Annotated in this window: 23 protein-coding genes; 14 read left to right on the top strand and 9 right to left on the bottom strand. The window is 69.2% G+C overall.

The window, feature by feature from the left end; translation table 11 throughout:
* The first annotated feature begins 17 nt into the window (after window positions 1-17).
* Window positions 18-413, top strand: coding sequence for a type II toxin-antitoxin system VapC family toxin (locus tag VLK61_RS08900; protein WP_325420284.1), 396 nt, complete (start codon window positions 18-20; stop codon window positions 411-413).
* 26 nt (window positions 414-439) lie between these two features.
* On the opposite strand, the gene VLK61_RS08895 is transcribed toward VLK61_RS08900, so the two are convergent.
* A complete protein-coding gene (locus VLK61_RS08895) occupies window positions 440-1429 on the bottom strand; it encodes a LysR substrate-binding domain-containing protein (protein ID WP_325420282.1) in 990 nt (329 codons plus the stop codon).
* Window positions 1430-1617: 188 nt separating this feature from the next.
* On the opposite strand from VLK61_RS08895, the gene VLK61_RS08890 reads away from it, so the two are divergent.
* The 6 genes from VLK61_RS08890 (at window position 1618) to VLK61_RS08865 (ending at window position 7787) form a co-directional block, all read left to right on the top strand.
* Window positions 1618-2691, top strand: coding sequence for a porin (locus tag VLK61_RS08890; RefSeq protein ID WP_325420280.1), 1074 nt, complete (start codon window positions 1618-1620; stop codon window positions 2689-2691).
* A gap of 27 nt (window positions 2692-2718) precedes the next feature.
* Window positions 2719-3705 carry a Bug family tripartite tricarboxylate transporter substrate binding protein gene (locus VLK61_RS08885; RefSeq protein WP_325420278.1) on the top strand — a complete coding sequence of 329 codons (987 nt, stop codon included), beginning with the start codon at window positions 2719-2721 and terminating at the stop codon, window positions 3703-3705.
* Window positions 3706-3767: 62 nt separating this feature from the next.
* Window positions 3768-5171, top strand: a complete 1404-nt coding sequence (locus VLK61_RS08880) for an amidohydrolase (RefSeq protein WP_325420286.1) — start codon at window positions 3768-3770, stop codon at window positions 5169-5171.
* Window positions 5168-6640, top strand: a complete 1473-nt coding sequence (locus tag VLK61_RS08875) for an amidohydrolase (protein WP_325420276.1) — start codon at window positions 5168-5170, stop codon at window positions 6638-6640. Before VLK61_RS08880 ends, VLK61_RS08875 begins: the two co-directional genes overlap by 4 nt.
* Complete coding sequence (locus VLK61_RS08870) at window positions 6637-7104, top strand: peptidase dimerization domain-containing protein (protein ID WP_414636789.1); 468 nt, start codon at window positions 6637-6639, stop codon at window positions 7102-7104. Before VLK61_RS08875 ends, VLK61_RS08870 begins: the two co-directional genes overlap by 4 nt.
* The gene (locus VLK61_RS08865) at window positions 7101-7787 is read left to right on the top strand and encodes an ethyl tert-butyl ether degradation protein EthD (protein WP_325420274.1); all 687 of its coding nucleotides are present in this window, start codon (window positions 7101-7103) and stop codon (window positions 7785-7787) included. Before VLK61_RS08870 ends, VLK61_RS08865 begins: the two co-directional genes overlap by 4 nt.
* Before the next feature lie 18 nt (window positions 7788-7805).
* Here VLK61_RS08865 and VLK61_RS08860 read toward each other — a convergent pair whose 3' ends face one another.
* The 8 genes from VLK61_RS08860 to VLK61_RS08825 all read right to left on the bottom strand — a co-directional run bounded on the left by VLK61_RS08860 (window position 7806) and on the right by VLK61_RS08825 (window position 17588).
* Complete coding sequence (locus VLK61_RS08860; protein ID WP_325420272.1) at window positions 7806-9275, bottom strand: NAD-dependent succinate-semialdehyde dehydrogenase; 1470 nt, start codon at window positions 9273-9275, stop codon at window positions 7806-7808.
* Window positions 9276-9315: 40 nt separating this feature from the next.
* Entirely contained in the window at window positions 9316-10404 is a 1089-nt protein-coding gene (locus tag VLK61_RS08855; protein ID WP_325420270.1) for a tartrate dehydrogenase, read from the bottom strand.
* A 121-nt stretch (window positions 10405-10525) separates the two neighbouring features.
* A complete protein-coding gene (locus VLK61_RS08850; RefSeq protein ID WP_325420268.1) occupies window positions 10526-12127 on the bottom strand; it encodes an ABC transporter ATP-binding protein in 1602 nt (533 codons plus the stop codon).
* A complete protein-coding gene (locus tag VLK61_RS08845; RefSeq protein ID WP_325420266.1) occupies window positions 12127-12960 on the bottom strand; it encodes an ABC transporter permease in 834 nt (277 codons plus the stop codon). Before VLK61_RS08845 ends, VLK61_RS08850 begins: the two co-directional genes overlap by 1 nt.
* 12 nt (window positions 12961-12972) lie before the next feature.
* Window positions 12973-13929 carry an ABC transporter permease gene (locus tag VLK61_RS08840; RefSeq protein ID WP_325420264.1) on the bottom strand — a complete coding sequence of 319 codons (957 nt, stop codon included), beginning with the start codon at window positions 13927-13929 and terminating at the stop codon, window positions 12973-12975.
* Window positions 13930-13938: 9 nt separating this feature from the next.
* A complete protein-coding gene (locus VLK61_RS08835; RefSeq protein ID WP_325420262.1) occupies window positions 13939-15555 on the bottom strand; it encodes an ABC transporter substrate-binding protein in 1617 nt (538 codons plus the stop codon).
* A gap of 64 nt (window positions 15556-15619) precedes the next feature.
* Window positions 15620-16915 (bottom strand): NAD(P)/FAD-dependent oxidoreductase, encoded by a 1296-nt coding sequence (locus VLK61_RS08830; protein WP_325420260.1) that lies wholly within the window; start codon window positions 16913-16915, stop codon window positions 15620-15622.
* 7 nt (window positions 16916-16922) lie between these two features.
* Window positions 16923-17588, bottom strand: coding sequence for a haloacid dehalogenase type II (locus VLK61_RS08825; protein WP_325420255.1), 666 nt, complete (start codon window positions 17586-17588; stop codon window positions 16923-16925).
* Between the two features lie 306 nt (window positions 17589-17894).
* Here VLK61_RS08825 and VLK61_RS08820 point away from each other — a divergent pair, with 306 nt between their 5' ends.
* From VLK61_RS08820 to VLK61_RS08790, 7 genes are all read left to right on the top strand, one after another.
* Window positions 17895-18773, top strand: coding sequence for a GNAT family N-acetyltransferase (locus VLK61_RS08820; protein ID WP_325420253.1), 879 nt, complete (start codon window positions 17895-17897; stop codon window positions 18771-18773).
* A gap of 8 nt (window positions 18774-18781) precedes the next feature.
* The gene (locus VLK61_RS08815; RefSeq protein ID WP_325420251.1) at window positions 18782-19711 is read left to right on the top strand and encodes a 2-hydroxyacid dehydrogenase; all 930 of its coding nucleotides are present in this window, start codon (window positions 18782-18784) and stop codon (window positions 19709-19711) included.
* Between the two features lie 138 nt (window positions 19712-19849).
* Window positions 19850-21247 (top strand): aspartate aminotransferase family protein, encoded by a 1398-nt coding sequence (locus VLK61_RS08810; RefSeq protein ID WP_325420249.1) that lies wholly within the window; start codon window positions 19850-19852, stop codon window positions 21245-21247.
* Window positions 21248-21313: 66 nt separating this feature from the next.
* The gene (locus VLK61_RS08805; RefSeq protein ID WP_325420247.1) at window positions 21314-21808 is read left to right on the top strand and encodes an Lrp/AsnC family transcriptional regulator; all 495 of its coding nucleotides are present in this window, start codon (window positions 21314-21316) and stop codon (window positions 21806-21808) included.
* A gap of 5 nt (window positions 21809-21813) precedes the next feature.
* Window positions 21814-22167 (top strand): (2Fe-2S)-binding protein, encoded by a 354-nt coding sequence (locus VLK61_RS08800; protein ID WP_325420245.1) that lies wholly within the window; start codon window positions 21814-21816, stop codon window positions 22165-22167.
* Complete coding sequence (locus VLK61_RS08795) at window positions 22164-23549, top strand: NAD(P)/FAD-dependent oxidoreductase (protein ID WP_325420243.1); 1386 nt, start codon at window positions 22164-22166, stop codon at window positions 23547-23549. The genes VLK61_RS08800 and VLK61_RS08795 overlap by 4 nt, the downstream gene beginning before the upstream one ends.
* Window positions 23546-24672, top strand: a 1127-nt coding sequence (locus VLK61_RS08790) for an NAD(P)/FAD-dependent oxidoreductase (protein ID WP_325420241.1), incomplete at its 3' end; no start/stop codon positions are given. The genes VLK61_RS08795 and VLK61_RS08790, both read left to right, overlap by 4 nt.

Here is a 24672-nt window from a genome sequence, read left to right as displayed (position 1 = left end):
AAGCGTGAGGGACGCAAGTGATCGTTGTTGATTCGAATGTTGTGGCTTACCTGTACCTGCCGGGCGAACACACTGCGGCGGCAGAGGCCCTCTTCGAATCGGACCCTGACTGGGCCGCGCCATTGCTGTGGCGCAGCGAGTTCCGGAACATACTGGCTGGATACCTCAGGCGTGGGAATCTGACGTTCGAGCAAGCGGTTGCAATGCAGTTCGAGGCTGAAGGGTTGCTTGCGGGTGCAGAGTTCGAAGTTGAGTCCCGAAGCGTCCTCGACTTGGTTCGCGCGAGCGATTGCTCCGCATATGACTGCGAATTCGTGGCACTTGCTGAGAGGCTTGACGTCACCCTATTCACAATGGATAAGAAGTTGCTGAAGGCGTTCCCGGGTCGCGCAAGGGCATTGAATGCGGCCTAACGCTTGACATGAGGCGGGGTTCGGGCTCATCGCGCGCGCTCCAAGGCCTCCATGGCCCGGTCATCCATCGCCAGGCCGTCGATCGAATGGAACAGCCGGCGGCGCGCCGGATCAGCTGAGCTGAGCGCGCGGTAGACCACCGTGTTGAAGCAGTCGATGAAGCACTGCGCAGCCGCGCTCAGCGGGTCGCCGCGGCGGGTGATCAGGCTGGCGGTCGCTTCGTTCAAGGTCTCGGCCAGCGGCAGCACGCACAGGCGTTCGCGGGCCGCCACCGCTTCGACCAAGGGCCAGGCCATCAGCCCCAGCATGTCGGTGTGGCGGATCAGGCTCATCGCGATGACAAACGAATGCGCGACGTGGATGGTCGGCGCGTACTCGCGCAGGTAGCGGCTGAACACGTCATCGCGCTGGGCCGGGTCGTCGGCGGGCGTCCAGTTCAGCAGCCATTGCGCATGCTTGAGCTCGGCCAGCGAGCGGCTGCCGGCCAGCGGATGGCCTTCACGCGCGATCACGGCCGAACTGGTGCGAAACAGCGGCACGTGGGCGAAGTCGTCCTGCATGGAGGCCGGGCATGAGCGGCCGATGCAGAAGTCCAGCGTGCCATCACGCAGCTTCGGGATCGACACCGTCAGGATGCCCTCGAAGAACTCCAGCCGCACGGCAGGCAAACGCTGCTGAAACAGCGTCACCACGTCGCCGAGGCAGGTCAGCGCGATCCACGCGCCGATGCCGATGCGCAGCGGCGCCTGCTGGCGGCCGACCAGCACGTCCATCTCTTCCTGCGCACGCGCTAGCTGTCCCACCACCAGCCTGGCGTGCACCAGCAGCGCACGCCCGGCTTCGGTGAAGGTCACGCCCTTGGCCTCGCGCGTGATGAGCAGGGTCTTCAAGTCGTCCTCGAGCTCGCGCACCGCCTTGGTCACCGCCGCCGGCGACAGCCCCGCGGCGCGCGACGCGGCGCGAATACTGCCGTGGTCGCCAATGGCAACGAGTGCTTTGAGTTGGTGGACCTTCATTCGAACGGCTGGCCGCAAGTTGCATGCCCGGCAGCGTGTACCGCCGCACCCCCGGCAACCGGCGCTCAACAGCACCACCGTTGCGGGGACTGCCGTGCACGGGTAACGAAACCTAGCATGGATCCCGGCTCATCGACAACCGCCGCCACAACCGCCCCACGCCACCCGCTTCGTCACCCCTGCCGCCCATGACACCTCAACTCGCCCGCGTTGGCACCTGCGCCCTCCTGACCCTGACCCTGGTGGACGGCGCGCTGGCGCAGTCCCATGTCACGGTCTATGGCGTGGTCGACGCCGCCGCGCTGGCCACCCGCAAGGGCGGCCGTACCGTGCACACGCTGGAATCGGGCATGGGCGCCACCTCGCGCTGGGGCTTCATCGGCAGCGAAGACCTCGGCGGCGGCCTGTCCACCGGCTTCCACCTGGAGGCCATCTTCAAGAGCGACACCGGGGTCGTCGGCAGCACCTCGGCGCAAGGCGAACCGGTCTACTTCAGCCGGCAGTCGAACGTCTGGCTGCGCTCGCGCGACATCGGCGAAGTCAGGCTGGGGCGCCAATACCCGGCGCAGATCAGCCCGGCCTTCGACACCTTCTCCGGCGTCAGCGGTTTCTCGCCCTATGCGTCGCTGTCGTCGATCGGCAAGGACCAGGGCGCAGGCACCTCGGTCGGCGATTCGCGCATCAGCCGCGCGGTCTCCTACCTCACGCCGGACCGCTTTGCGCTGGGCGCTTCGGTGCTCTACGCTTTCCGCAACAACAGCAACCCGGGGTATCGGCAAGCCAGCGCCTATGGCGCCGAAGTGCACTACGCCAGCGGGCCGCTGCAGCTGCAGGCCCAGTACATGGCCAACAACACCGACCCCACGTCAACAGTGAGTTCGTTCAGGAACGAATGGTGGGGTGTGGGGGCGCAATACAAGTTCAATGGCCTGACGGCCTCGTACATCGTCAACGCCCTGGTGCCCAAGCGGGCCAATTACCTGAAGTCGCAGACCCATGCGCTCGGCTTCACCATTCCCTACGGCACCGGGACCTTCCGCATCTCGCCGGTCTACCGGGCCGTCGAGGGCCGCTCCGACCTCAACAGCTTCGCGCTCGGGCTGGGCTACGACCACCACCTGTCCAAGCGCACGGCGCTCTACACACGGGCCGGCTACGTGGACAACCGCCGCAACGCCATCGCGACGCTGGGCCCGACCTCGCTGGCTCAGCCTGGCGACAAGCTGCCGCTGCTGGCGCTGGGCATGTACCACCGCTTCTGAACCGTCTTCAACCCTGAGAGTTCGACCATGGAATCTTTCCGACTGCGTGGCCCGCGACGTCTGCTGGCCCTGATCGCCGGCCTCGGCGCCACCCTGGCGGCCGCCGCCGAGGAGTACCCGGCCCGGCCCATCACCTTGATCGTCGGCTACACCGCCGGCGGCACCACCGACAGCGTTGCGCGCCCCTTCGCCGAGGTGCTGGGCCGCGTGCTGAAGACCAAGGTGGTCGTCGACAACGTCGCCGGCGCCGGCGGCGCGCTGGGCGCCCAGAAGGTCGTCATCGCGCGCCCCGATGGCTACACCTTGCTGCTGGGCGCCAACGGCGAGCTGATCGCCACCGGCTTGGCGAATCCCAAGCAACCCTATGACGGCCAGAGAGACCTGGTGCCGATCGGCCTGGTCAGCCACCAGGGCGGCGTGCTGCTGGCCTCACGCCAGGTCGGCGTGAAGACCACCGAGCAGTTCATCCAGCTGCTGCGCAAACACCCGGGCAAATACAACTACGCCACCTCGGGCGTCGGCTCGATGTTCCATGTCGCCGGCGAGATCCTGCGCGAGCGCACCGGCACGCAGCTGACCCATGTAGCCTACCGCGGGGCTTCCGGCCTGGGCAACGACCTGGCGGGCGGCACGGTCGAGTTCGGCTTCATGGGCACGGCGCCGGCGAAGTCGTTCATCGAGTCGGGCGTGGTCGTGCCGATCGCCGTGACCAGCGCGACGCGCTCACCGCTGTACCCGAACGTGCCGGCACTGGCCGAGTTTCCCGAACTCAAGGGCTACAACCTCAGCGGCTGGTTCGCGCTGATGGCGCCCAAGACAGTGCCCGAGCCGATCATCGCCAGGCTCAGGGCGGCCTTGAAGGAGGCCTTGCAGGACGGCCGGCTGCGCCAGAGCCTCACCGATCTCGGCGGCCTGCCGGCCGCCGACAACGAGGACCTGCCCAAGCTGATGCGCGACGAGCACCTGCGCTACAAGAAGTTCATCGAAACCACGCAGCTGGACACGCAGAAATGACAAGCGACATCAGCGCCGAGATCGCCGCCGTCGTCGAAGAACGGCGCCGGCCCTACATCGCCATGGCCGATCGCATCTGGAGTTATGCCGAGATGCGCTACCGCGAATTCCAGTCGGCCGAACTGCATGCCACGGCACTGGAAGCCGAAGGCTTCAAGCTCACCCGCGGTGTGGCCGGCATGCCCACCGCCTTTGTCGCCGAGGCCGGCAGCGGCGGCCCGGTGATCGGCTTCCTCGGCGAATACGACGCGCTGGCCGGCCTGAACCAGGCCAGCGGCGCGCTGGAATGCCGGCCCGACCCCGAGCGCACGCTGAACCAGGGCCATGGCTGCGGCCACCACCTGCTGGGCACCGCGGCGCACCTGGCCGCCGTGGTGGCACGGGACTACCTGCAGAAGCACCGCCTGCCGGGCACCGTGCGCTTCTACGGCTGCCCCGCCGAGGAGGCCGCCGCCGGCAAGACCTTCATGGCCCGCGCCGGCCTGTTCGACGACCTGGACGCTGCGCTGTCCTGGCACCCTTCGGTGGCCAACTCGGTGTTCATGAACGCCACGCTGGCCAACGTGCAGGCCTACTTCCGCTTCCGCGGCAAGTCGGCCCACGCGGCGCTGGCGCCGCACCTGGGCCGCAGCGCGCTGGATGCGGCCGAGTTGATGAACATCGGCGTCAACTACCTGCGCGAGCACATGCCCGAGCAGGCGCGTGTGCACTTCGCCTACATCGATTCGGGCGGCCCGTCGACCAACGTGATCCCGGCCTACGCCGAGCTGCTGTACACGGTGCGCGCGAATCGCATCGACGAGGCGCTGGCGCTGTTCGAGCGGGTCGAGCAGGTGGCCCGCGGCGCTGCCATGATGACCGGCACCAGCGTCGAGATGGTGTTCGACAAGGCCGTCTCCAACGTGCTGCACAACGATGCGCTGGACCGCGTGATGGCCGAGCAGATGGAGGCCATCGGCGCGCTGGATGTCAGCGACGAGGAGCGTGCGTTTGCGGCGCAGATCCAGGCCACGCTGGCACCAGACGATCTGTCCAACAGCAGCAAGCACTTCGCCGCCGCGCTGCGCGACCCTCAGCCCATCGTCACCGGTGTGCTGCCCTACAGCGCCACCGCATCGCGGCCGGTGACCGGCTCCACCGACATGGGCGACGTCAGCTGGGCCGCACCGACCACGCAGTGCCTGACCGCCTGCTTCGCCTGGGGCACCGGCTTCCACTCCTGGCAGATGGTGTCGCAGGGCAAGGCCTCGCTGGCCCACAAGGGCATGCTGCTCGCCGCCAAGTGCCTGGCCGCCACCGGCGTGGCCCTGGTCCGCCGGCCCGATGTGCTGCAGGAGGCAGCGCGCGAACTGGCCGGCAAGCGCGGCGGTGCGCCTTACCGTTGCCCGATCCCGGCGGATGTGCTGCCGCCGCCGGCGCGTGACGCCGCTGCGGCGCAAGCGCAAGCCGAGGCGGTTCGTGCATGAGTCTCAATGAGCGCGACCACCGCCTGATCGCGCACACGCAGGCGCTGGAGGACGAGTGCCTGCGCCTGAGCGACCGCCTGTTCGACCTGGCCGAAACCGCCTACGACGAATACGCATCGGTCGAGCGGCAGATCGATCTGCTGCGGCAGCACGGCTTTGTGATAACACGTGACATCGGCGGCCTGCCGACGGCCTTCGTCGCCGAGGCCGGCAGCGGTGGGCCGGTGATCGGCCTGCTCGGCGAATACGATGCCTTGCCCCAGCTGAGCCAGCAAGCCGGCGTCTGGCAGGCCCGCGCCGCCTGTGTCGGCGCTGCCGGCCACGGCTGCGGCCACCACCTGCTCGGTGGCGCCACGGTGCTGGCGGCGCTGGCGCTGCAGCGCTGGCTGGCCGAGACCGGCCGCGCCGGTCGCGTGCGCTACCACGGCTGCCCGGCCGAAGAAGGCGGCGCCGGCAAGACCTTCCTGGTGCGCGCCGGCGCCTTCGATGAACTCGACGCCGCGCTGACCTGGCACCCGGCCAGCATCCTGGCGCTGGATGCGATGAGCAGCCTGGCCACGCTGCACGCGCGCTTTCGCTTCACAGTCCGCGCCGCGGGCTCCGCCGAAGACACCACCGCCACGCCGCAGCCCGGCGGCAGCGCGCGAGACGCGGTGATGCTGATGAACGTCGGCGCCAACTACCTGCGCGAGCACATCGCCAGCGACGCGCGGCTGCACTACGCCGTCATCGACGCCGGCGGCAACGCGCCGGATGTCGTGCAGGCCAGCAGCGAAGTGGTCTACCAGATCCGCGCCGCCCGCCTCGGCGAGGTGCGCGCGCTGTACCAGCGCCTGCACAAGATCGCCGAGGGCGCCGCGCTGATGAGCGGCACGCACGTGCTGGCCCGCGTCGACAAGGCGATGTCCAACATGCGCCCGAACGGCGTGCTGTCCGACTTGCTCTACGCCAGGATGGCTGCGCTGGGGCCGGTGCCCTTCGATGCCGTCGACCGGGCGCTGGCCGCGGTCACGCGCGGCAGCCTGCGGCCGGAAGACATCGGCCCCAGCCTGGCGATCTTCGGCGCCGAGGGCATTGCCGACAATCTGCATTCGGCGCTGCTGCCGCGCGAACGCATGCCGGCGCTGCTGCCGGCTTCCACCGACGTCGGCGATGTCAGCTGGGTCACGCCGACGGCGCGCTTCATGGCGCCCTGCTTCGTCGTCGGCACGCCCTTCCATTCCTGGAGCATGGTGGCGCAGGGCAAGTCCACCTTCGCGCACAAGGGCATGGTGCATGCCGCCCGGATCCTGGCCCTCGGTGCCGGTGCGCTGTTCGACGATCCGGCGCTGCTGCGCCGGGCGCGGGCCGAACTCGAGGCCGGCGCGGCGCAGGAGGCCTATGTCTGCCCGATCCCGCAGGACATCGCGCCGCCGCTGAAGCCGCGCCGCGCGACGGCGGAAGCCGCCGCGCAAAGGAGCGAACGATGACGGCCAAAGGACCTGGCCAACAGCCTGCGCCGTGCGCTGACCTGCCGTCGTGTGCTGACCAGGCGTCGCCCGGCGTCATCGAGGCCTGCTTCCGCTTCACCGGCCGCGCCGCCCATGCGGCCGCCTCGCCGCAGCTGGGCCGCAGCGCGCTGGACGCGGTCGAGCTGATGATCGTCGGCGTCAACTTCCTGCGTGAGCACCTGCCGGCCGGTGCACGCATCCAGCATGCGATTACCGACACCGGCGGCAGTACGCCGAACGTGGTGCAGCACAGGGCGGCGGTGCTGTACACCGTGCGCTCGCCCGACAGCGGGCAGGTAGCGCCGCTGTTCGAGCGCGTGCACGATGTCGCCCGCGGCGCGGCGTTGATGACCGAGACCGAGCTCATCGTCGAACTCGACCGCAGCGGCGGCGCGAATGCGGCCACCACTGCAACGCAGGACTTCTCCCGAGACAACGCGTGACCTTCAGCTACTTCATCACCGGCCACAACCGCCGCGACCCCGGCGCGCGCCTGAGCACCGGCCAGCACCAGGCGCTGGCCGAGTGCATTGCGCACACACCCGAACTTGCCTGCGCCGAGATCGGCGTTCCGGCCGAGGTGCAGACCTACCACGGCGACGTACCGCTGCCGGCTCTGGCGCTGCGACTGGACTTCGCGACACTGCCGGCGCTAGAGCACGCGCTGGCCGAGGGCGGCGCGCTGCAGCGCCTGGCGGTATCGGCGCTGTGGGCCGGCCTGCCGCTGGACGATGTGACTCAGCAGGCGATGCTGCGCCGATGCTTCCTGGACCTCGGCTTCGGCACGGGCAGTGGCTGCGACTACCTGGTGCACTACCCTGGGCAGGCCGAGGACTTCAATGCCTGGCTGCGCCACTACCTCGGCCACCATCCGCCGATCATGACCAGTTATCCGGACGTGCGCGGCGTCGACGTGTTCACTCGCGTCGACTGGTGCGATGCGATGCCTTGGCGGCGCGTGGCCTACATGCAGCGCAACCGCATTGCCTTCGATTCGCCGCAGCAATTGCTGGCGGCGCTGGCCTCACAGGTGCGCGCGCGCATGCGGGCCGATCATGATCGTTTCCCGCCCTATTCCGACGGCTCGCGGCACTACGCGATGCGGGTCATGCGGGTGGGTGCTTGAGACCCGCCACAAGACCCGCTACCCCAACTGCCCCTGGCACACATACTTCAGATGCATGTAGTCGTCCAACCCATGCACAGAACCTTCCCGGCCATAGCCCGAGGCCTTGACCCCGCCAAAAGGCGCCGCCTCCGCCGCCAGCGCACCTTCGTTGACACCGACGATGCCGCATTCCAGCGCATCGGTGACACGGTGCACACGCCGCAGGTCGCTCGTGTAGAAGTACGCCGCCAGGCCATAGGGCGTGTCGTTGGCCGCCGCCAGCACCTCGGCCTCGGTGTCGAAGCGCGTGACCGGCACCACCGGGCCGAAGGTCTCCTCGCAGGAACAGGCCATCGTGGCATCGGCCCCGGTCAACACGGTAGGCGCGAAGTAATTCGCTCCTAACTCTTCAAGACGCTGGCCACCGGTGACGATGCGCGCACCGCGAGCCACCGCATCTTCCACATGACGAGCGATCTTCTCGACCGCACGGGCATTGATCATCGGCCCGATCTGTGACGCTGCGTCGCTCGCGGGACCGACCTTCAGCGCGGCCACGCGCGCGGCCAGTTTCTCGATGAAGCGATCGTGCACCGCCGCCTGCACGAACACCCGGTTCGGGCAGACGCAAGTCTGGCCGCCATTGCGGAACTTGGCCGCCATCAGCCCGTCGACCGCGGCGTCGAGGTCAGCGTCGTCGAAGACGATGAAGGGCGCGTTGCCGCCGAGTTCGAGCGAAAGTTTCTTCAGCGTGTCGGCCGAGCGCCGCGCCAGGTGCTGGCCCACCGGCGTCGAGCCGGTGAAGCTGATCTTGCGCACACGCGCATCGTCCAGCCAGACGTCCACCACCTCGGGCGTGCGCTCGCGCGAGGCGGTGACGATGTTCAGCACGCCCGGTGGCACGCCGGCCTGCTCGGCCAGCCGCACCAGCGCCAGCGAGGTCAAGGGCGTGTCCTCGGCCGGCTTGCAGACCACCGTGCAGCCGGCGGCCAGTGCCGGCGCGATCTTGCGCGCGATCATCGCCGCCGGAAAATTCCACGGCGTGATCGCCGCGACCACACCCACCGGCTCCTTCTGCGCCCACATGCGCCGCCCCGGCACCGGCGCCGGGATCAGGTCGCCATTGGCGCGCGTGGCTTCTTCGGCGAACCACTCGACATAACTCGCCGCGTACGCGACCTCGCCACGCCCTTCGGCCAGCGGCTTGCCCTGCTCGCGCGAGATCAGCCGGCCCAGGTCTTCCTGGTGCGTGAGCATCAGGTCGTTCCAGCGCTTGAGGATCTGCGCGCGCTGCTTGGCCGGTACCGCGCGCCAGGCCGGGAACGCCGCATGGGCGGCATCGACGGCGGCGCGCGCATCGGCCGCGCCACTGTCGGGCACGCTGGCGAAGACAGTGTCGCTGGCGGGGTCGCTGACATCCAGGCGGCGGCCCTCGAGGGCCTCGCACCAGCGGCCGATGTAGTTGCGGCCGGGCATCAAATCGTCACGTTGCAGGGTCAAAGGCATGGCAGTGTCCTCAAGCGGCGGCGACCAGCGCCGGTGATAGTCAAGCCGCGGCGACCAGCGCCGCGATGGCCTGGCCGACCTCGGTGGTCGAAGCCTGGCCGCCGAGGTCACGCGTGCGCGGACCTTCGCGCAGCACGGTCTCGATGGCCAACACGATGGCGTCGTGCGCGGCGCGGCCGGCGCCCTGGCCTTGCGTCAGGAAGTCCAGCATCAGCGCACCGGACCAGATCATCGCGATCGGGTTGGCGATGTTCTGGCCGAAGATGTCCGGCGCCGAACCGTGCACCGGTTCGAACAGCGACGGGAACTGGCGCTCCGGGTTCAGGTTGGCCGATGGCGCCAGGCCGATCGTGCCGGTGGTGGCCGGCCCCAGGTCCGACAGAATGTCGCCGAACAGGTTGCTGGCAACGACGACATCGAAGCGGTTGGGCTGCAGCACGAAGCGCGCGCTGAGGATGTCGATGTGCTGCTTGTCCATCGTCACGTCGGGATACTCGCCGGCCAGTGCATCGGCGCGGCTGTCCCACCAGGGCATGCTGATCGCGATGCCGTTGCTCTTGGTGGCCACCGTCAGGTGCTTGCGGGCCCGCGCCTGCGCGGCGTCGAAGGCATAGCGCAGCACGCGGTCGGTACCAAGGCGCGAGAACATCGAGGCCTGCAGCACCACCTCTCGATCGGTGCCTTCGTACATCACGCCGCCGAGCGCGGTGTATTCGCCTTCGGTGTTTTCGCGCACCACCAGGTAGTCGATGTCGCCGGGTTTTCGTCCAGCCAAGGGACACGGCACGCCTTCGAACAAGCGCACCGGGCGCAGGTTCACGTACTGGTCGAATTCACGCCGGAACTTCAGCAGCGAGCCCCACAGCGAGACATGGTCGGGCACGGTCGCCGGCCAGCCGACCGCGCCGAAGTACAGGGCGTCGACACCGCTGAGCTGGGCCTTCCAGTCGTCCGGCATCATCTGGCCGTGGGCCGCGTAGTAGTCGCAACTGGCCCATTCGATGGGCCGGACCTCGAGTTCGAAGCCGAAACGCAGCGCGGCGGCCTGCACCACGCGCAGGCCCTCGGGCAGGACTTCCTGGCCGATGCCATCACCGGGGATGGCGGCAATGCGGAAGGTGGGGGTCATGTCGGGGATCTCCTGGTCAGGCCGCTGGGCGTTGCGACCGTGTCGTGTTCAGGCCACCGGGGCGGCGTGCAAACCACTGCGGCGCCGTGAGAACGGCGCCCCTCTCACCGCTCTTCTCACACTACGGCGCCATGAGAACGGTGTCTCTTTCGTCCAGCCAGCCGCGGCGCAACTCGGGCACCGAGGCTGCCAGCAACTCGTAGTAGGGGTGCTGCGGCCGGCGCGCATAGTCGGCACGCGCCACCTGGGTCAGCTTGCGGCCATGCTGCATCACGACGATCTGGTCGCACACCGCGCGCACGGTGTGCAGGTCGTGGCTGATGAACAGGTAGGACACGCCGAGTTCGCGGCGCAGCTGGGCAATCAGGTCCAGCACCGCGGCACCGACCACCGTGTCCAATGCCGAGGTCACCTCGTCGCAGAGGATCAGGTCGGGCTCGGCGGCCAGGGCCCGCGCCAGGTTCACGCGCTGCTTCTGGCCGCCCGACAGCCCGCCCGGCAGGCGATCGGCCAGCGTGCGCGGCAGTTGCACCAGATCCAGCAACTCGTGGATGCGCCGCTGCAGCGCTTCGCCGCGCAGGCCCTTGTAGAACTGCAGCGGCCGGGCGAGGATGCGCGCGATCGAATGCGACGGGTTCAGCGCCGTGTCGGCCATCTGGAACACGATCTGGATGCGGCGCAGCTCGTCCTTCGTGCGCTGCGCCAGGCCGGGCTGGAGCTCGCGGCCGTTGAACAGCATCGTGCCCTGGTTCGGCGGCAGCAGGCCGGCGATCACACGGGCCAGCGTGGTCTTGCCCGAACCCGATTCGCCGATCACGCCGATGGCCTCGCCGCGCCGCAGCTGCAGCGTGATGTCTTCGAGGATGTTTTTGCCCGGCCCGTAGCCGGCGCTGAGGCCGCGCACATCGAGCAATAGCTCTGCCCCCTGTGCCGGCACGCCGGAGGTGCGTTCGGCCGGCTGCGCGGCGGCCAGCAGGCTGCGGGTGTAAGCATGCCCGGGCTTGGCCAGGATGCGGTCGGTACTGGCCATCTCCTGCATGCAGCCGCCGCGCAGCACCAGGATGTGGTCGGCCATCTGCGCGACGACCGCCAGGTCGTGGCTGACATAGACGGCCGTGACCTGCCGCTCGCGCACCACACGCTTGAAGGCGCGCAACACCTCGATCTGCGTGGTCACGTCCAGCGCCGTGGTCGGCTCATCGAGGATCACCACCTCGGGTTCGGTGATCAGCGCCATCGCGGCCATCAGGCGCTGCAGTTGTCCGCCCGACACTTGATGCGGGTAGCGGCTGCCGATCGTTTCCGGCTCCGGCAGCGCCAGCTCGCGGAACAGCGCAATCGCCTTCAGCTCGGCCTCGGCACGTTGCAGCGTGCCGTGCAGCACGGCGGGCTCCACCACCTGGTCGAGCAGCGTGCGCGAGGGGTTGAACGAGGCCGCGGCGCTCTGCGCGATGTAGGCGACCGTGCGGCCGCGCAGCGCGCGCAACTGGCGCGCATCGAGCGCCAGCACATCGAGTTCACCGATGCGCACGCTGCCGCCGCTGATGCGGCAGCCGTGGCGCGCGTAACCCATCAGCGCCAGCGCGGTGGTGGTCTTGCCCGAGCCCGATTCACCGATCAGCGCCAGCACTTCGCCGGGCTTGATGCTGAAGTTGAGCTGGTCGACCAGCACCGTGTCGCCCGCGCTGACGCTCAGGCCTTCGACGATGACCGCGCTGCCCATCAGTGCACTCCCCGTTCGCGCGCCGACTTTCCGGGCAAGTTGTCGATGACCAGGTTCACGGCAATCGTCAGGCTGGCAATCGCCAGTGCTGGCGCGATCACCGAGGCGCCGCCTTCGGCCAGTGCCCCGATGTTCTCGCGCACCAGCGAGCCCCAGTCGGCGGACGGCGGCTGCACGCCCAGGCCCAGGAAACTCAGGGAGGCCAGCAGCAGCACGACGTAGACGAAGCGCAGGCCCAGGTCGGCCAGCATCGGCCCGGCAATGTTCGGCAGGATCTCGCGCAGCATCACATACAGCGTGCCCTCGCCGCGCGTGCGGGCCACCGTCACATAGTCCAGTGCGTTGATGTTGACAGCCAGCGACCGGGCGATGCGGTAGGCGCCCGGCACGTAGATGATGGCCGCAGTACCGATCAGCATCGGCACCGACGAGCCGAAGCCGGCCACCATCAGCAGCGCGAACATCTTGCTGGGAATGGCGGTCAGCGTATCCAGCCCGCGACTGAGCGCGCCATCGGTCCAGCGCCCGCTGGCCGCTGCCAGCAGCGCCAGCGTGGTGCCGGTGCCGCTGGCCAGCAGCGTCGCCATGAAGGCCACGCCCACGGTGTAGCGCGTGCCTTCGATCACCCGCGCCAGCATGTCGCGGCCGAGGTAATCGGTGCCCAGCCAATGCGCGGCGCTCGCCGGCCCGAACACCGCGCCGCCGCCGTCAGCGCCGGTGCGCGACAGCAGCAGCGGCCCGGCCAGCGCAGCCACGACCCAGAACAGCACGACGGCCAGCCCGATCAGCCCCGAGGGACCGAACTGCGCCAGACGTGACAACAGCGCTTTCATCGCAACTCTCCTTCAGCGGTGCCGCAGCCGCGGATTGGCGACGATGCCGCAGACGTCGGCCGTCGTCACCAGCATCAGGTAGGCCGCGCAGAACAGCATCGCGCAGCCCTGCACCAGCGGCATGTCGCGTTGCGAGACGCCGTCGACCATCAGCTTGGCGATGCCGGGGTAGTTGAAGATCGTCTCGACGATGATCACGCCGCCCAGCAGGTAGGACAGGCTCAGCGCCACCGCGTTGGCGATCGGGCCCACCGCATTCGGCAAGGCATGCAGCAGCACCATGCGCACCGGCGAGGCGCCCTTCAGCCGCACCATTTCGATGTAAGGCGCTTCCAGCTGGTCGATCACCGCGGCGCGGGTCATGCGCATCATCTGCGCGACGATCACGCAGCACAGCGTCAGCACCGGCATCGCGAAGGCACGCAGCAACTGGCCGATCGAATCGATGTCGCTGACATAGGACAGCGCCGGCAGCCAGCGCAGCTGCACCGCGAACACCAGCACCGCCAGCGTGGCGACCAGGAACTCCGGCACCGAGACCACCGCCACCGCGGCGGTGGAGGCCGCGCGGTCGAACCAGGAGCCGCGCCAGACCGCCGCCGCGATGCCGGCGGACAGCGCGATCGGCACCGAGAACAGCGCGGTGATCGCGGCCAGCAGCAGCGAGTTCGGCAGCCGGCTGGCGACCAGCTGGCTCACCGGCATCTGCGTGGTGGACGACTGGCCCATGTCACCGCGCAGCAGGCCGCCCAACCAGCTTGCATAACGCTGCGGCGCCGGTACGTCCAGCCCCATTTGCTTGCGCAGCGCGGCCAGGGCCTCGGGCGTGGCGTCCTGACCCAGCTGCTCCTGCGCTGCATCGCCGGGCAGCACGGCCGTGATCGCGAACACGACCACCGACACCGCCAGCAGCGACAGCAGCGCCAGCGCGATGCGCTGGGCCAGCAGCTTGAGGATCAAGGCATTCATGGCGCAGTGTCAGGCGTCCAGCCAGACATGTTCCGCGAAGGCGTAGCCCATCAGGCCGCCCAGCGGAATCGGCGACAAGCCCTTGAGCTTGCTGGAGTGCCCGTCGATGCTGGCCAGGAACAACGGGATGCCGATGCCGGCTTCGGTGTGGATCATCGTCTGCATGTCGGCATACATCTGCTTGCGCTTGGCGAGGTCGGTCTCGGCGCGTGCGGCGATCAGCAGCGGGTCGAACTTCGGGTTCTTCCAGCGTGATTCGTTCCAGGCCGCGTCGGACTTGAAGAACTGCGTCAGGATCGTGTCGGCACTCGGCCGCGGGTTGACGTTGCCGAAACCGACCGGGCTGTTGAGCCAGTGGTTGGACCAGTAGCCATCGGCCGGCATGCGCTTGATGTCCAGGTCCAGGCCGATCTTCTGCGCCGTCTGCTGCAGCACCAGCGCGATCTCCACCGAGTACAGCGCGGCCGGCGAGGCCACCACCGGCACCTTGCCGGTGATGCCGGACTTCTGCAGGTGGAACTTGGCCTTGTCCAGGTCGAAGGTCCGCTGCGGCAGGCCGGCGAAGTAGAAGCGGTTGGTCGGGTCGATCGGCTGGTCGTTGGCCACCACCGCATGGTCCAGCGCCACGGTCTTCTTCAACTGCTCGCGGTCGAACATGTACTTCATCGCCAGCACGAAGTCGTCGTTCATGCCGGGGCCCTGGTCCTTGCGCATCACCAGGTCGGAGTACTGGCCGGATTGCGTCTCGAAGATGCTGTAGCCCGGCGTGCCCTTGACGCGCGCCACCGAACGCGGGTTGATCGAGCCGACCAGCTCCATGCCGCCGGACAGCAGCGCATTGACGCGCGCGCTTTCGTCGCCGATGCCGACGAATTCGATCTCGTCCAGGTAGGGCCGACCGGTCTTCCAATAACCCTCATTGCGCACGGCAATCGAGCGCACGCCGGGCTTGAATTCCTTCATCTTGTAGGGGCCCGTGCCGATGCCGGCGCTGAAATCCGTCGTGCCTTCCTTGACGATGTGGAAGTGGAAGGTGCCCAGGATCACCGGCAGGTCGGCGTTGGGCGAGGACAGCACCATCGTCACCTCGTTCGGGCCGCTGGCCTTGACCGATTCGATCTGGTCGGCCAGCACCTTGGCCTTGGAGGCCGTGGCGGGGTCCTTGTGGCGCATCACCGAGAACACCACGTCGGCGGGGGTCAGCGGCTTGCCGTCGTGGAACGTGACACCCTTGCGCAGCGTGAAGACCCAGGTCTTGGCGTCCTTGGTCTCGAAGCGCTCGGCCAGCGCGGGCTGCGGTGTCAGGCTGCCGTCGAGCGAGGTCAGGCCGTTGTAGACCATCAGGCCGCGCGAGTAGTCGGTCTGGTTCGATTGTTTGGACGGGTCCAGCGTATCGGTGGCCGCCGCGGTGGCGCCGGCGACGCGGATCTTGCCGCCCTTGCGCGGCGTCTGCGCATGGGCCGACAGCGCAGCGGTCGCCAGGCCGCCGGCCAGCGTGGCCTGCATGCCCCCGGCCATCAGCAGCGACAGGATGTCGCGCCGCGTGGCGCCGCGTTGCAGTTCGCGCAGCAGGCGCTGGCTCTCCTGCGGTCCGACAAGGTTCTCGAGTGGCTGGCGGTCGTTCATGGTGCGGGCTCCAAGGGTGCTCTTGTGGCGGGTTGACGATGCGCTACGGCGGCGCGGGAAAGGATCAGGCGGCGAGTCGGTCTTTGAAACGGTAATAAAGCCCTACCGCGGGCAGGAACCAGGGCGGGCCGAAGTGGCCAGGGATGGCGGGCCACTCACGGCCGCGCCAGGGGTTGGCATCGGCATCGCCGGCCAGCACCGCGGCCATGCGCTGCCCCATGTGCACCGACATCTGCGTGCCATGGCCGCTGTAGCCCATGGCGTAGAACAGGCCATCGCGCTCGCCGGCATGCGGCAGGCGGTCTTGCGTCATGTCGACCAGGCCGCCCCAGCAGTAGTCCAGGCGCACGGGGCCCAGCTGCGGAAAGATCTCCGCCAGGCCGGTGCGCAGGATCTCGCCGCTGGCGGCGTCGGACTGCGGGCTGGAGATCGCGAAGCGCGCGCGGCCGCCGAAGACCAGGCGATGATCGACCGTGAGGCGGAAGTAATGGTGGATGTTGGCCACCGTGACATAGGTGCGCCGGCCGGCCAGCAGCGCCTGGGCTCGCTGCGCACCCAAGGGTTCGGTGACGACGATGAAACTGCCGATCGGCACGATGCGCCGCCGCAGCCAGCCGAAGCTGCCGTAGCCGCCGTGGCGCGTGGCGCCGGTGGCCAGCAGCACCTGCTGAGCCGTGACAGGGCCCCGCGTGGTGTGCACGCGGTGCGCCTGTGCGCCGGCCAGGCGTTCGAGGCGCTGTACGCAGGTGCCGGTGTGGATCAACGCGCCGCTGCGTTCGGCCGCCGCGGCCAGGCCCACGGCGAATTTGCCCATGTGCATCTGGCCGCTGCGTTTGTACAGTAGGCCGCCGTGGAAACGCTCGCTCTGCACTTCGGCGCGCACCTGGGCGGCGTCGAGGATCTCGGTGTCGGTGTCGACACCATCGGCCTGCAGGCGCTCGGCGCTGCGCCGCAGTGCATCCAGCCCGGCTGGCCGCGTCGCCAGCTTCAGCTTGCCGGTGCGCAGGAAATCGCAATCGATCGCCTCGTCGCGCACCAGGCCGGCCACGGTATCTACTGCGTCGTCGTAGGCGCGGTACCAGGCCGCGGCGCGTTCACGGCCGACCTTCGCGGCGACCTCGGCATAGTCGACCGCCAGGCCGTTGTTGACATGGCCGCCGTTGCGCCCCGAGGCCTCGGCGGCCACACGTTCGCCGGCCTCCAGCACCACCACCGAAGCACCGCGCCGGGCCATCGCCAGCGCGGCCGACAGCCCGGTGAAGCCGCCGCCGACGATCGCCACGTCCACCTGCGCCGGCAGCTCGCGCGCCACCGGCCGCCAGGCAGGCGCCGAGTCGGTCCAGTAGGCGTCGAGCTTCATGCGCTGCTCAGAGTCCGACCACGCCGGGCAGGCCGCCGATGTCGGCGATCTCGACATAGCGGTAGGCGGCATTGCCGGGGCCGTGGCCGCGGTTGACGAAGACCTTGTTGACGATGCCCAGGTCATCCGCCGACATCAGGTCGTAGCGCAGGCTGGACGAGACATGCAACAGGTCTTCCGGGTTGCAGCCCAGCGAGTCGATCATGTACTCGAAGGCCTGCAGCCGCGGCTTGTAGGCCTGCGCCTGCTGCGCGGTGTAGACGCGGTGGAAGGGCGCGCCGAGTTGCGCCACGTTCTTCTGGATCTGGTTGTCCGAGGCATTGGACAGGATCACCAGCGGGATCTCCTTGGCCACCTTGGCCAGGCCGGCCGGCACATCGGCATGCGGCCCCCAGCTGGGCACCGCGTCGTAGTACTGCTGCGCCTCGAAGTCCAGGTACTGGATCTTCCAGCGCTTGCACAGGCGCCGCACGGCGTTCTTCAGCACCACTTCGTAGGGCTGCCAGTCGCCCAGCACCTCGTCGAAACGGTAGGCCGAGAAGTCGGCGATGAACTGTTCCATGCGCTCGGCCGGGATGCGGTCGGCGAACATCTCGCGGGCCATGTCGCCCATGCGAAAACGGGTCAGCGTGCCGTAGCAATCGAAGCTGATGTACTTGGGTCGGATGCTCATGGTGGGGCCTGTCGTCAACACGCTGTCATTGCAGCACGGGGGGGCCATGACGTTGTGGGGTATTGCCCGCTTCGCGGCACCGAAGCTGTTGTTTGAGGGGGCCCGTTCGGCATGCCATGCGGTCTGCCCGGGAGGTGTGCATGGTGCACCAGCCTGTGTCCGGGTATGCCCTAAACCGCAGCGAATGCCAAAGCAGCCGGGCCGCGCAGCCGATGCTGCCGAATTGGCCCGAACAGCGCATTCGTGCTGGCGCGGCGCGCCGAGTCCACCCAAGATGAGGGCTTGTTTGCCTGTGGAGACCCGCCGATGGGTGCACCGAATGCCGATTCCCCGGCCGCCGATGGCGTGATGCTGCGGCCGATGACCACCGCCGACCTGCCCTCAGCGCATGCGCTGAGCAGCCAGCTGCACTGGCCCCACCGCTTCGCCGATTGGGAACAGGCCTTGCGCCATGCCGAAGGCTTTGTCGCCGAACAGGAGGGCAGCGTCATCGGCACGGCGCTGCGCTGGCACTGGGGGCCCGCCCACGCGACGATCGGCCTGGTCATCGTCGACCCCGCGCACCAGGGACAGCGCATCGGTCACCGGCTGATGAGCGCGGTGCTCGACGGCCTGGACAGCCACTGCCTGCTGCTGCATGCCACGCCCGAAGGCCGCGGGCTGTATGAACGCCTGGGCTTCCAGCGCATCGGCGACCTGCAACAGCACCAGGGCCAGGCGCTGCCCTCGCCGCTGGTGGCGCTGGACGCCGGCTGGCGGCTGCGCCCTGCCGCCCAGGGTGACCTGCCGGCGCTGCAGGCGCTGGACCGCGTGGCGCGCGGCATGCCCCGCGACGCGCTGATCGCCGAGCTGGTCGACGGCGCCGAGGCCAGCGTGGTGCTGGACCAGGGCGGCACGGCGCGCGGCTTCGGCCTGCTGCGGCGCTTCGGCCGCGGCCATGTCATCGGTCCGGTGATCGCGCCCGATGCCACCGGCGCGCAGGCGCTCATCGCGCATCTGTCGGGGTTGAATGCCGGGCGCTTCACGCGCATCGACATCGATGCTGGCAGCGGCCTCGGCGACTGGGTCACATCGCTGGGCCTGGCACGCGTCGATGCGCCGGTGACGATGCAACGCGGCGATGCGCCGGCCCCGGTGCCCGGCGCGCCACGGCTGTTCGCGGTGACGACACAAGCCTTGGGCTGAGCGCAGCGATGCCAAGCTTCCTCTACAAATCCGATCCGGTGCGTGGCCGGCAGTGGGCCGAGGTCTTCCAGCGCCAGGCAGCGGCGCTGGACTTTCGGATATGGCCCGACATCGGCGACCCCGCCGACGTGCATTACCTCGCGGCCTGGGAGCCGCCGCCGGACATCGCCACACGCTTCCCGAACCTGAAGCTGCTGTTCTCGTCGGGCGCTGGCGTCGACCAGTTCAACTTCGCGGCGCTGCCGCCCGAGTTGCCGATCGTGCGCATGGTCGAGCCCGGCATCATCCGCGGCATGGTCGAGTACGTCACGCATGCCGTGCTCGAGCTGCACCGCGACCGGCCGGCCTACCGGCGCCAGCAGGCTGAAGGGCTGTGGCGGCCCTTGCCGGTGCGCACGGCGGGTGAACGGCGCGTCGGCGTGCTCGGCCTGGGCTCGCTGGGGCAAGCGGTGCTGCAGGCGCTGCACGGCCTGGGTTTCGACTGCGCCGGCTGGAGCCGATCGCGCCACACCGTCCCGGGCGTGAGCTGCTTTGCCGGCGCCGACGAACTGAGCGCATTCCTGGCCCGCAGCGAGATCCTGGTCTGCCTGCTGCCGCTGACCGAGGCCACCCGCGGCCTGCTCGATGCCACGCTGTTCCAGCACCTGCCGCGCGGCGCCGCGCTGGTGCAGGTGGGCCGCGGCGCGCAACTGGTGATCGCTGACCTGCTAACAGCCTTGGACAGCGGCCAACTGAGCGAAGCGATGCTCGATGTCACCGACCCCGAGCCGCTGCCGCCCGGGCATGCACTGTGGTTGCACCCGCGTGTGCAGATCACGCCGCACATCGCCAGCATGACGCAGCCGCACAGCGCGGCCGAGGTGGTGCTGGACAACCTGCGCCGCTTCGAGGCCGGTGAACCCTTGATCGGGCTGGTCGACCGCATGCGCGGCTACTGACCTGGGAAGCACGGCACGATCTGCCGAACCGGGACCGCACTGCGCAGCATGACGCCGTGCGCGCCCCCCAATGCAGCACCACGCGCGGGGGCCGCCGGCCTAAGCTATGAGCCACCGAACATCAGCCACGACCACGCCATGACCACCGCCCTTCCCGACCACGACGCCCTGGTGGCGATGGACCGTGCCCACCTCGTGCATCCGGTGGCGCCCTGGCGCCTGCACGAGCAGCGCGGCCCCACGGTGCTGAGCTCGGGCCAGGGCGTCTGGCTGAAGGACGACCTGGGGAACGAGCTGCTCGATGCCTTCGCCGGCCTGTGGTGCGTGAACGTCGGTTATGGCCAGGAGAGCGTGGTGCAGGCCGCCGCGGCGCAGATGCGCGAGCTGCCCTACGCCACCGGCTACTTCCATTTCGCCAGCGCGCCGGCGATCCGGCTGGCCGACAAGCTGGTGCAGATCACGCCGGCCTCGCTGACCCGCGCCTACCTGACGCTGGGCGGCTCCGAAGCGGTGGACGCCGCGGTGCGCTTCATCGTGCAGTACTACAACAACACCGGCCGGCCTTCGAAGAAGCACTTCATCTCGCTGCAGCGCGGCTACCACGGCTCCTCGTCCACGGGGGCCGGGCTGACGGCGCTGCCGGTCTTCCACCGCGGCTTCGACCTGCCGCTGGCCACGCAGCACTACATCGAGTCGCCCTACCCCTACCGCCATGCGCAAGGCGGTGATGCGCAGGCGCTGATCGCCGCGTCGGTGGCCGCGCTGCGCGCCAAGGTCGCCGAGTTCGGCGCCAACAACGTGGCCGCCTTTTTCTGCGAGCCGATCCAGGGCTCGGGCGGCGTGGTCGTGCCGCCCCAGGGCTGGCTGAAGGCGATGGCCGATGCGGCGCGTGAACTCGACATCCTGTTCGTCGCCGACGAGGTCATCACCGGCTTCGGCCGCACCGGGCCGATGTTCGCCTGCGATGCCGAAGGCGTTGAACCCGACCTGATGACCCTGGCCAAGGGCTTGACGTCGGGTTATGTGCCGATGGGCGCGACGATGCTGTCCGAGAAGGTCTATGCCGGCATTGCCGACGGCGCACCGGCCGGCGCGGCCATCGGCCATGGGGCCACCTACTCGGCGCACCCGGTGGGCGCGGCGGTGGCGCTGGAAGTGCTGCGCCTGTACGAAGAAGGTGGCGTGCTGGCCAACGGCCAACGCGTCGCGGCGCGCTTTGCCGCCGGGCTGGACGCACTGTGCGAGCACCCGCTGGTGGGGGAAGCACGCCACCGCGGCCTGCTGGGCGCGCTGGAGTTGGTCAGCCACAAAGCCTCGCGCCGCGGCTTCGATGCCTCGCTGGGCCTGGCCGACCGCATCTTTGCCGCCGGCTACCGCAACGGCCTGATCTTCCGCAGCTTCGGCGATCACATCCTCGGCTTTGCACCGGCGCTGACCATCACCGAGGCCGAACTCGATACGCTGTTCGAGCGCCTGGCCAAGACGCTGGACGAGGTGCTGGCCGCGCCCGATGTGCGGGCCGCGCTCGCGGCCTGAGGTCGCCCACCCGACGCCGCACTCACGCCGCAAAATCGAGGCTTCCCGCCACTGCCTCCCACCGTCATGCCCGAAGCCTTCAAGTTCGACCGCCTCGACCTGCGCATCCTGGCGCAATTGCAGAAGAACGGCCGCATGACCAATGTGGACCTGGCCGACGCGGTGGGCCTGTCGCCCAGCCCCTGCCTGATCCGCGTCAAGCGCCTGGAGCAGGCCGGCTACATCTCCGGCTACGGTGCGCACCTGCGGCTGGAGAAGCTGGGCGACACGCTGACCGTGTTCACCGAGGTCACGCTGTCGGACCACCACCGCGAAGACTTCATCCGCTTCGAGACCGCCATCCGCGAGGTCGACGAGATTCTCGAATGCCACCTCGTCAGCGGCGGCTACGACTACCTGCTGCGCTTCCTGACGCGCGGCGTCAACCACTACCAGCAGGTCATCGAAGCCCTGCTGGAGCGCAACATCGGCATCGAAAAATACTTCAGCTACATCGTCATCAAGTCGCCGTTCATCAAGACCCATTGCCCGATCGAGCGGCTGTTTCCGGAACAACGTTGAGACCCATGCCGGAGCCTTCCGCCGCATCACGCTTCGTGCGCCTGGCCGAAGACCAACGACCGCACCTCACGCTGCGCATCGATGGAGAACCCGCCACCGCGCTCGAAGGCGACACGCTGCTCGTCGCGCTGATGCTGCACGGCCGGCGTGTGCGCGACAGCGAGTTCGGCGACGGCCCGCGCGCCGGCTTCTGCCTGATGGGTGCCTGCCAGGACTGCTGGGTCTGGCGCGAAGACGGCCAGCGCCTGCGTGCCTGCTCGACACCGGTGACGGCCGGCATGGCGGTGCTGACGCGGCCACCGGCAAGCCACTGGCCGACGACCCCGGACTTGCGCGACAGCCTCGAGGCCAAGCGGTGATAACCCGCATCGTGATCGTCGGCGCCGGGCCGGCCGGCGTGCGCGCGGCGCAGGCCGTCGTGCAAGCGGGGCTGCGGCCCGTGGTGGTCGATGAAGGTGCACGCGACGGCGGCCAGATCTACCGCCGCCAGCCCGTCGGCTTCACCCGCCCCGCCGCCAAGCTCTACGGCAGCGAAGCGGCCAAGGCCGAGGCGCTGCACCACGACTTCGATGCGCTGCGCCCGCAGATCGACTACCGGCCGAATACGCTGGCCTGGAATGTGACGGCCGGCGAGCTGCATACCGTGCAAGACAGCAACGCGCAGACGCTGCCCTTCGACGCACTGATCGTCTGCGCCGGCGCCACTGATCGGCTGATGCCGGTGCCCGGCTGGCAGCGCGCCGGCTGCTACAGCCTGGGCGCGGCGCAGATCGCGCTGAAGGCCCAGGCCTGCGCGATCGGCCGGCGCGTGATCTTTCTCGGCAGCGGGCCGCTGCTGTACCTGGTGGCTTCGCAATACCTTCAGGCCGGCGCGCGGGTCGAAGCGGTGCTGGACACCGCGCCGGCCACCAAGCCCTGGCCCGCGCTGCGGGGCCTGCTGGCGCGACCGATGCTGGCCTGGCGTGGCCTGACGATGCAGCGCAGCCTGCGCCGCGCCGGCATCCCGCTGCTGCAGGGTGTGACGCCGCTGGGCATCGACGGCAGCGACGAGTCCGGCGTCCAGGCCGTGCGGGTGCGCGACGCACGCGGCGTCGAACAGCGCTTCGAAGGCGACGCCGTCGGCCTGGGCTGGCACCTGCGCGCCGAGTCGCAGCTGGCCGACCTGGCCGGCTGCGCCTTTGACTTCGAGCCGATCAGCCGCCAATGGCTGCCACGCATCGACGAGCACGGCCGCAGCAGCGTGCCGCGGGTTTATCTCGCCGGTGACGGCGTACGCATCCTCGGCGCCGATGGGGCCGAAGCCGCGGGCCGGCTGGCCGCGCTGGCGGCGATGGCCGATGTCGGCCATGCCGAAGGCGCCGAGCGGCTGGCGGTGGAAGGCACGGCGCTGCGGCAGCGCCTGGCGACGCTGGACCGTTTCCGCGTCGGCCTGGCCTTGGCCTTTCCGTGGCCGCATGCCCAGGCCGCGGCGCTGCCCGACGAAGCGGTGGTCTGCCGCTGCGAAAACGTCAGCGCCGGTGAACTGCGCCGCTGCGTCAACGAGCTCGGCAGCCGTGAGCTGAACCGCGCCAAGGCTTTCAGCCGCGTCGGCATGGGCCGCTGCCAGGGCCGCTTCTGTGGCCTCGCCGGCGCCGAGATCGTCGCGGCCTGCGCCGGCGTGCCGATTGAAGTCATCGGCCGCTTGCGCACACAGGCGCCGGTCAAGCCCTTGTTGATGAACACCGGCGAGGCTGCGCCATGAACGACATCCAGCGCAGCGACGTGCTCGTGCTCGGCGGCGGGCTGATGGGCAGCTGCACCGCGTTCTTCCTGCGCCGCGAGCACGGCCTGTCGGTCACACTGCTGGAGCGTGAACTGGTCGGCCGCCAGGCCAGCGGCACCAATTTCGGCAACGTGCGCCGCCAGGGCCGTGAGCTGGTGCAGATGCCGCTGGCCAACCGCGCACGCGCCGTCTGGGGCCGCGTCAACGAATTGTTAGGAGAAGACCTGGAGTTCGTGCCCTACGGCCACTTGCGCGCCTGCTACACCGAGGCCCAGGCGGCCAAGCTGGAACAGCATGCACATGATGTGCGCCCGCTGGGGCTGGACCTGGAACTCTTCAGCGCAGAACAGTTGCACAAGCGCTGGGGCATCTTCGCGCCCGGCGTGGTCGCCGGCTCCTTGTCGCCCCACGATGGCCATGCCAATCCGCGACTGGCCGGCCCGGCCTTCGCACGCGCCGCGCAACGCGCCGGCGCCGAAGTCGTCGAGCACGCCGAAGTGCTGCAGGTCGAATCCGATGGCGCCGATTTCGTCGCGCACACCGCCGACGGCCGGCGCTGGCGCGCACCGCAGTTGCTGGTGGCCTGCGGCGCCTGGTCGAACCGCCTCGCGACGCAGTTCGGCGAGGCCGTGCCGCTGGACGCGCGCGGCCCGCAGATGGGCGTCACCGAGCCGCTGCCCTATGCCATCGGCCCGTCGATCGGTGTGTCCACGCCGATCGAACACGAAGGCCTGTACTTCCGCCAGATCCGCCGCGGCAACATCGTCTTCGGCGGCGGCCTCAAGGGCCCGGCCTCGGCCGAAACGGTGCGCGCCAGCGTCAAGCCCGACAACACGCTGCGCCAGTTGCGCGAGCTGCGCCGCTTCGTGCCCGCGTTTGCCAACGTGCAGCTGATCCGCGTCTGGAGCGGCGTCGAAGGCTACACCAGCGACTGGCAGCCGGTGATGGGGCCCAGCGCGAAGACGCCAGGCTTGCACTACGCATTCGGCTTCAATGGCGAAGGGTTTGCCATCAGCCCGGGCGTCGGCGAGGTGATGGCCGAATTGATCGCCACCGGGCGCACGGCCACGCCGATCGAGGCCTTCTCGATCGGGCGGTTCGC

Origin of the sequence: Aquabacterium sp., assembly GCF_035476535.1 — a bacterium.
Taxonomy (GTDB): domain Bacteria; phylum Pseudomonadota; class Gammaproteobacteria; order Burkholderiales; family Burkholderiaceae_C; genus Pseudaquabacterium.
Note: the sequence above shows the minus strand (reverse complement) of the source record. Positions and strands in the feature narration are given on the sequence as shown.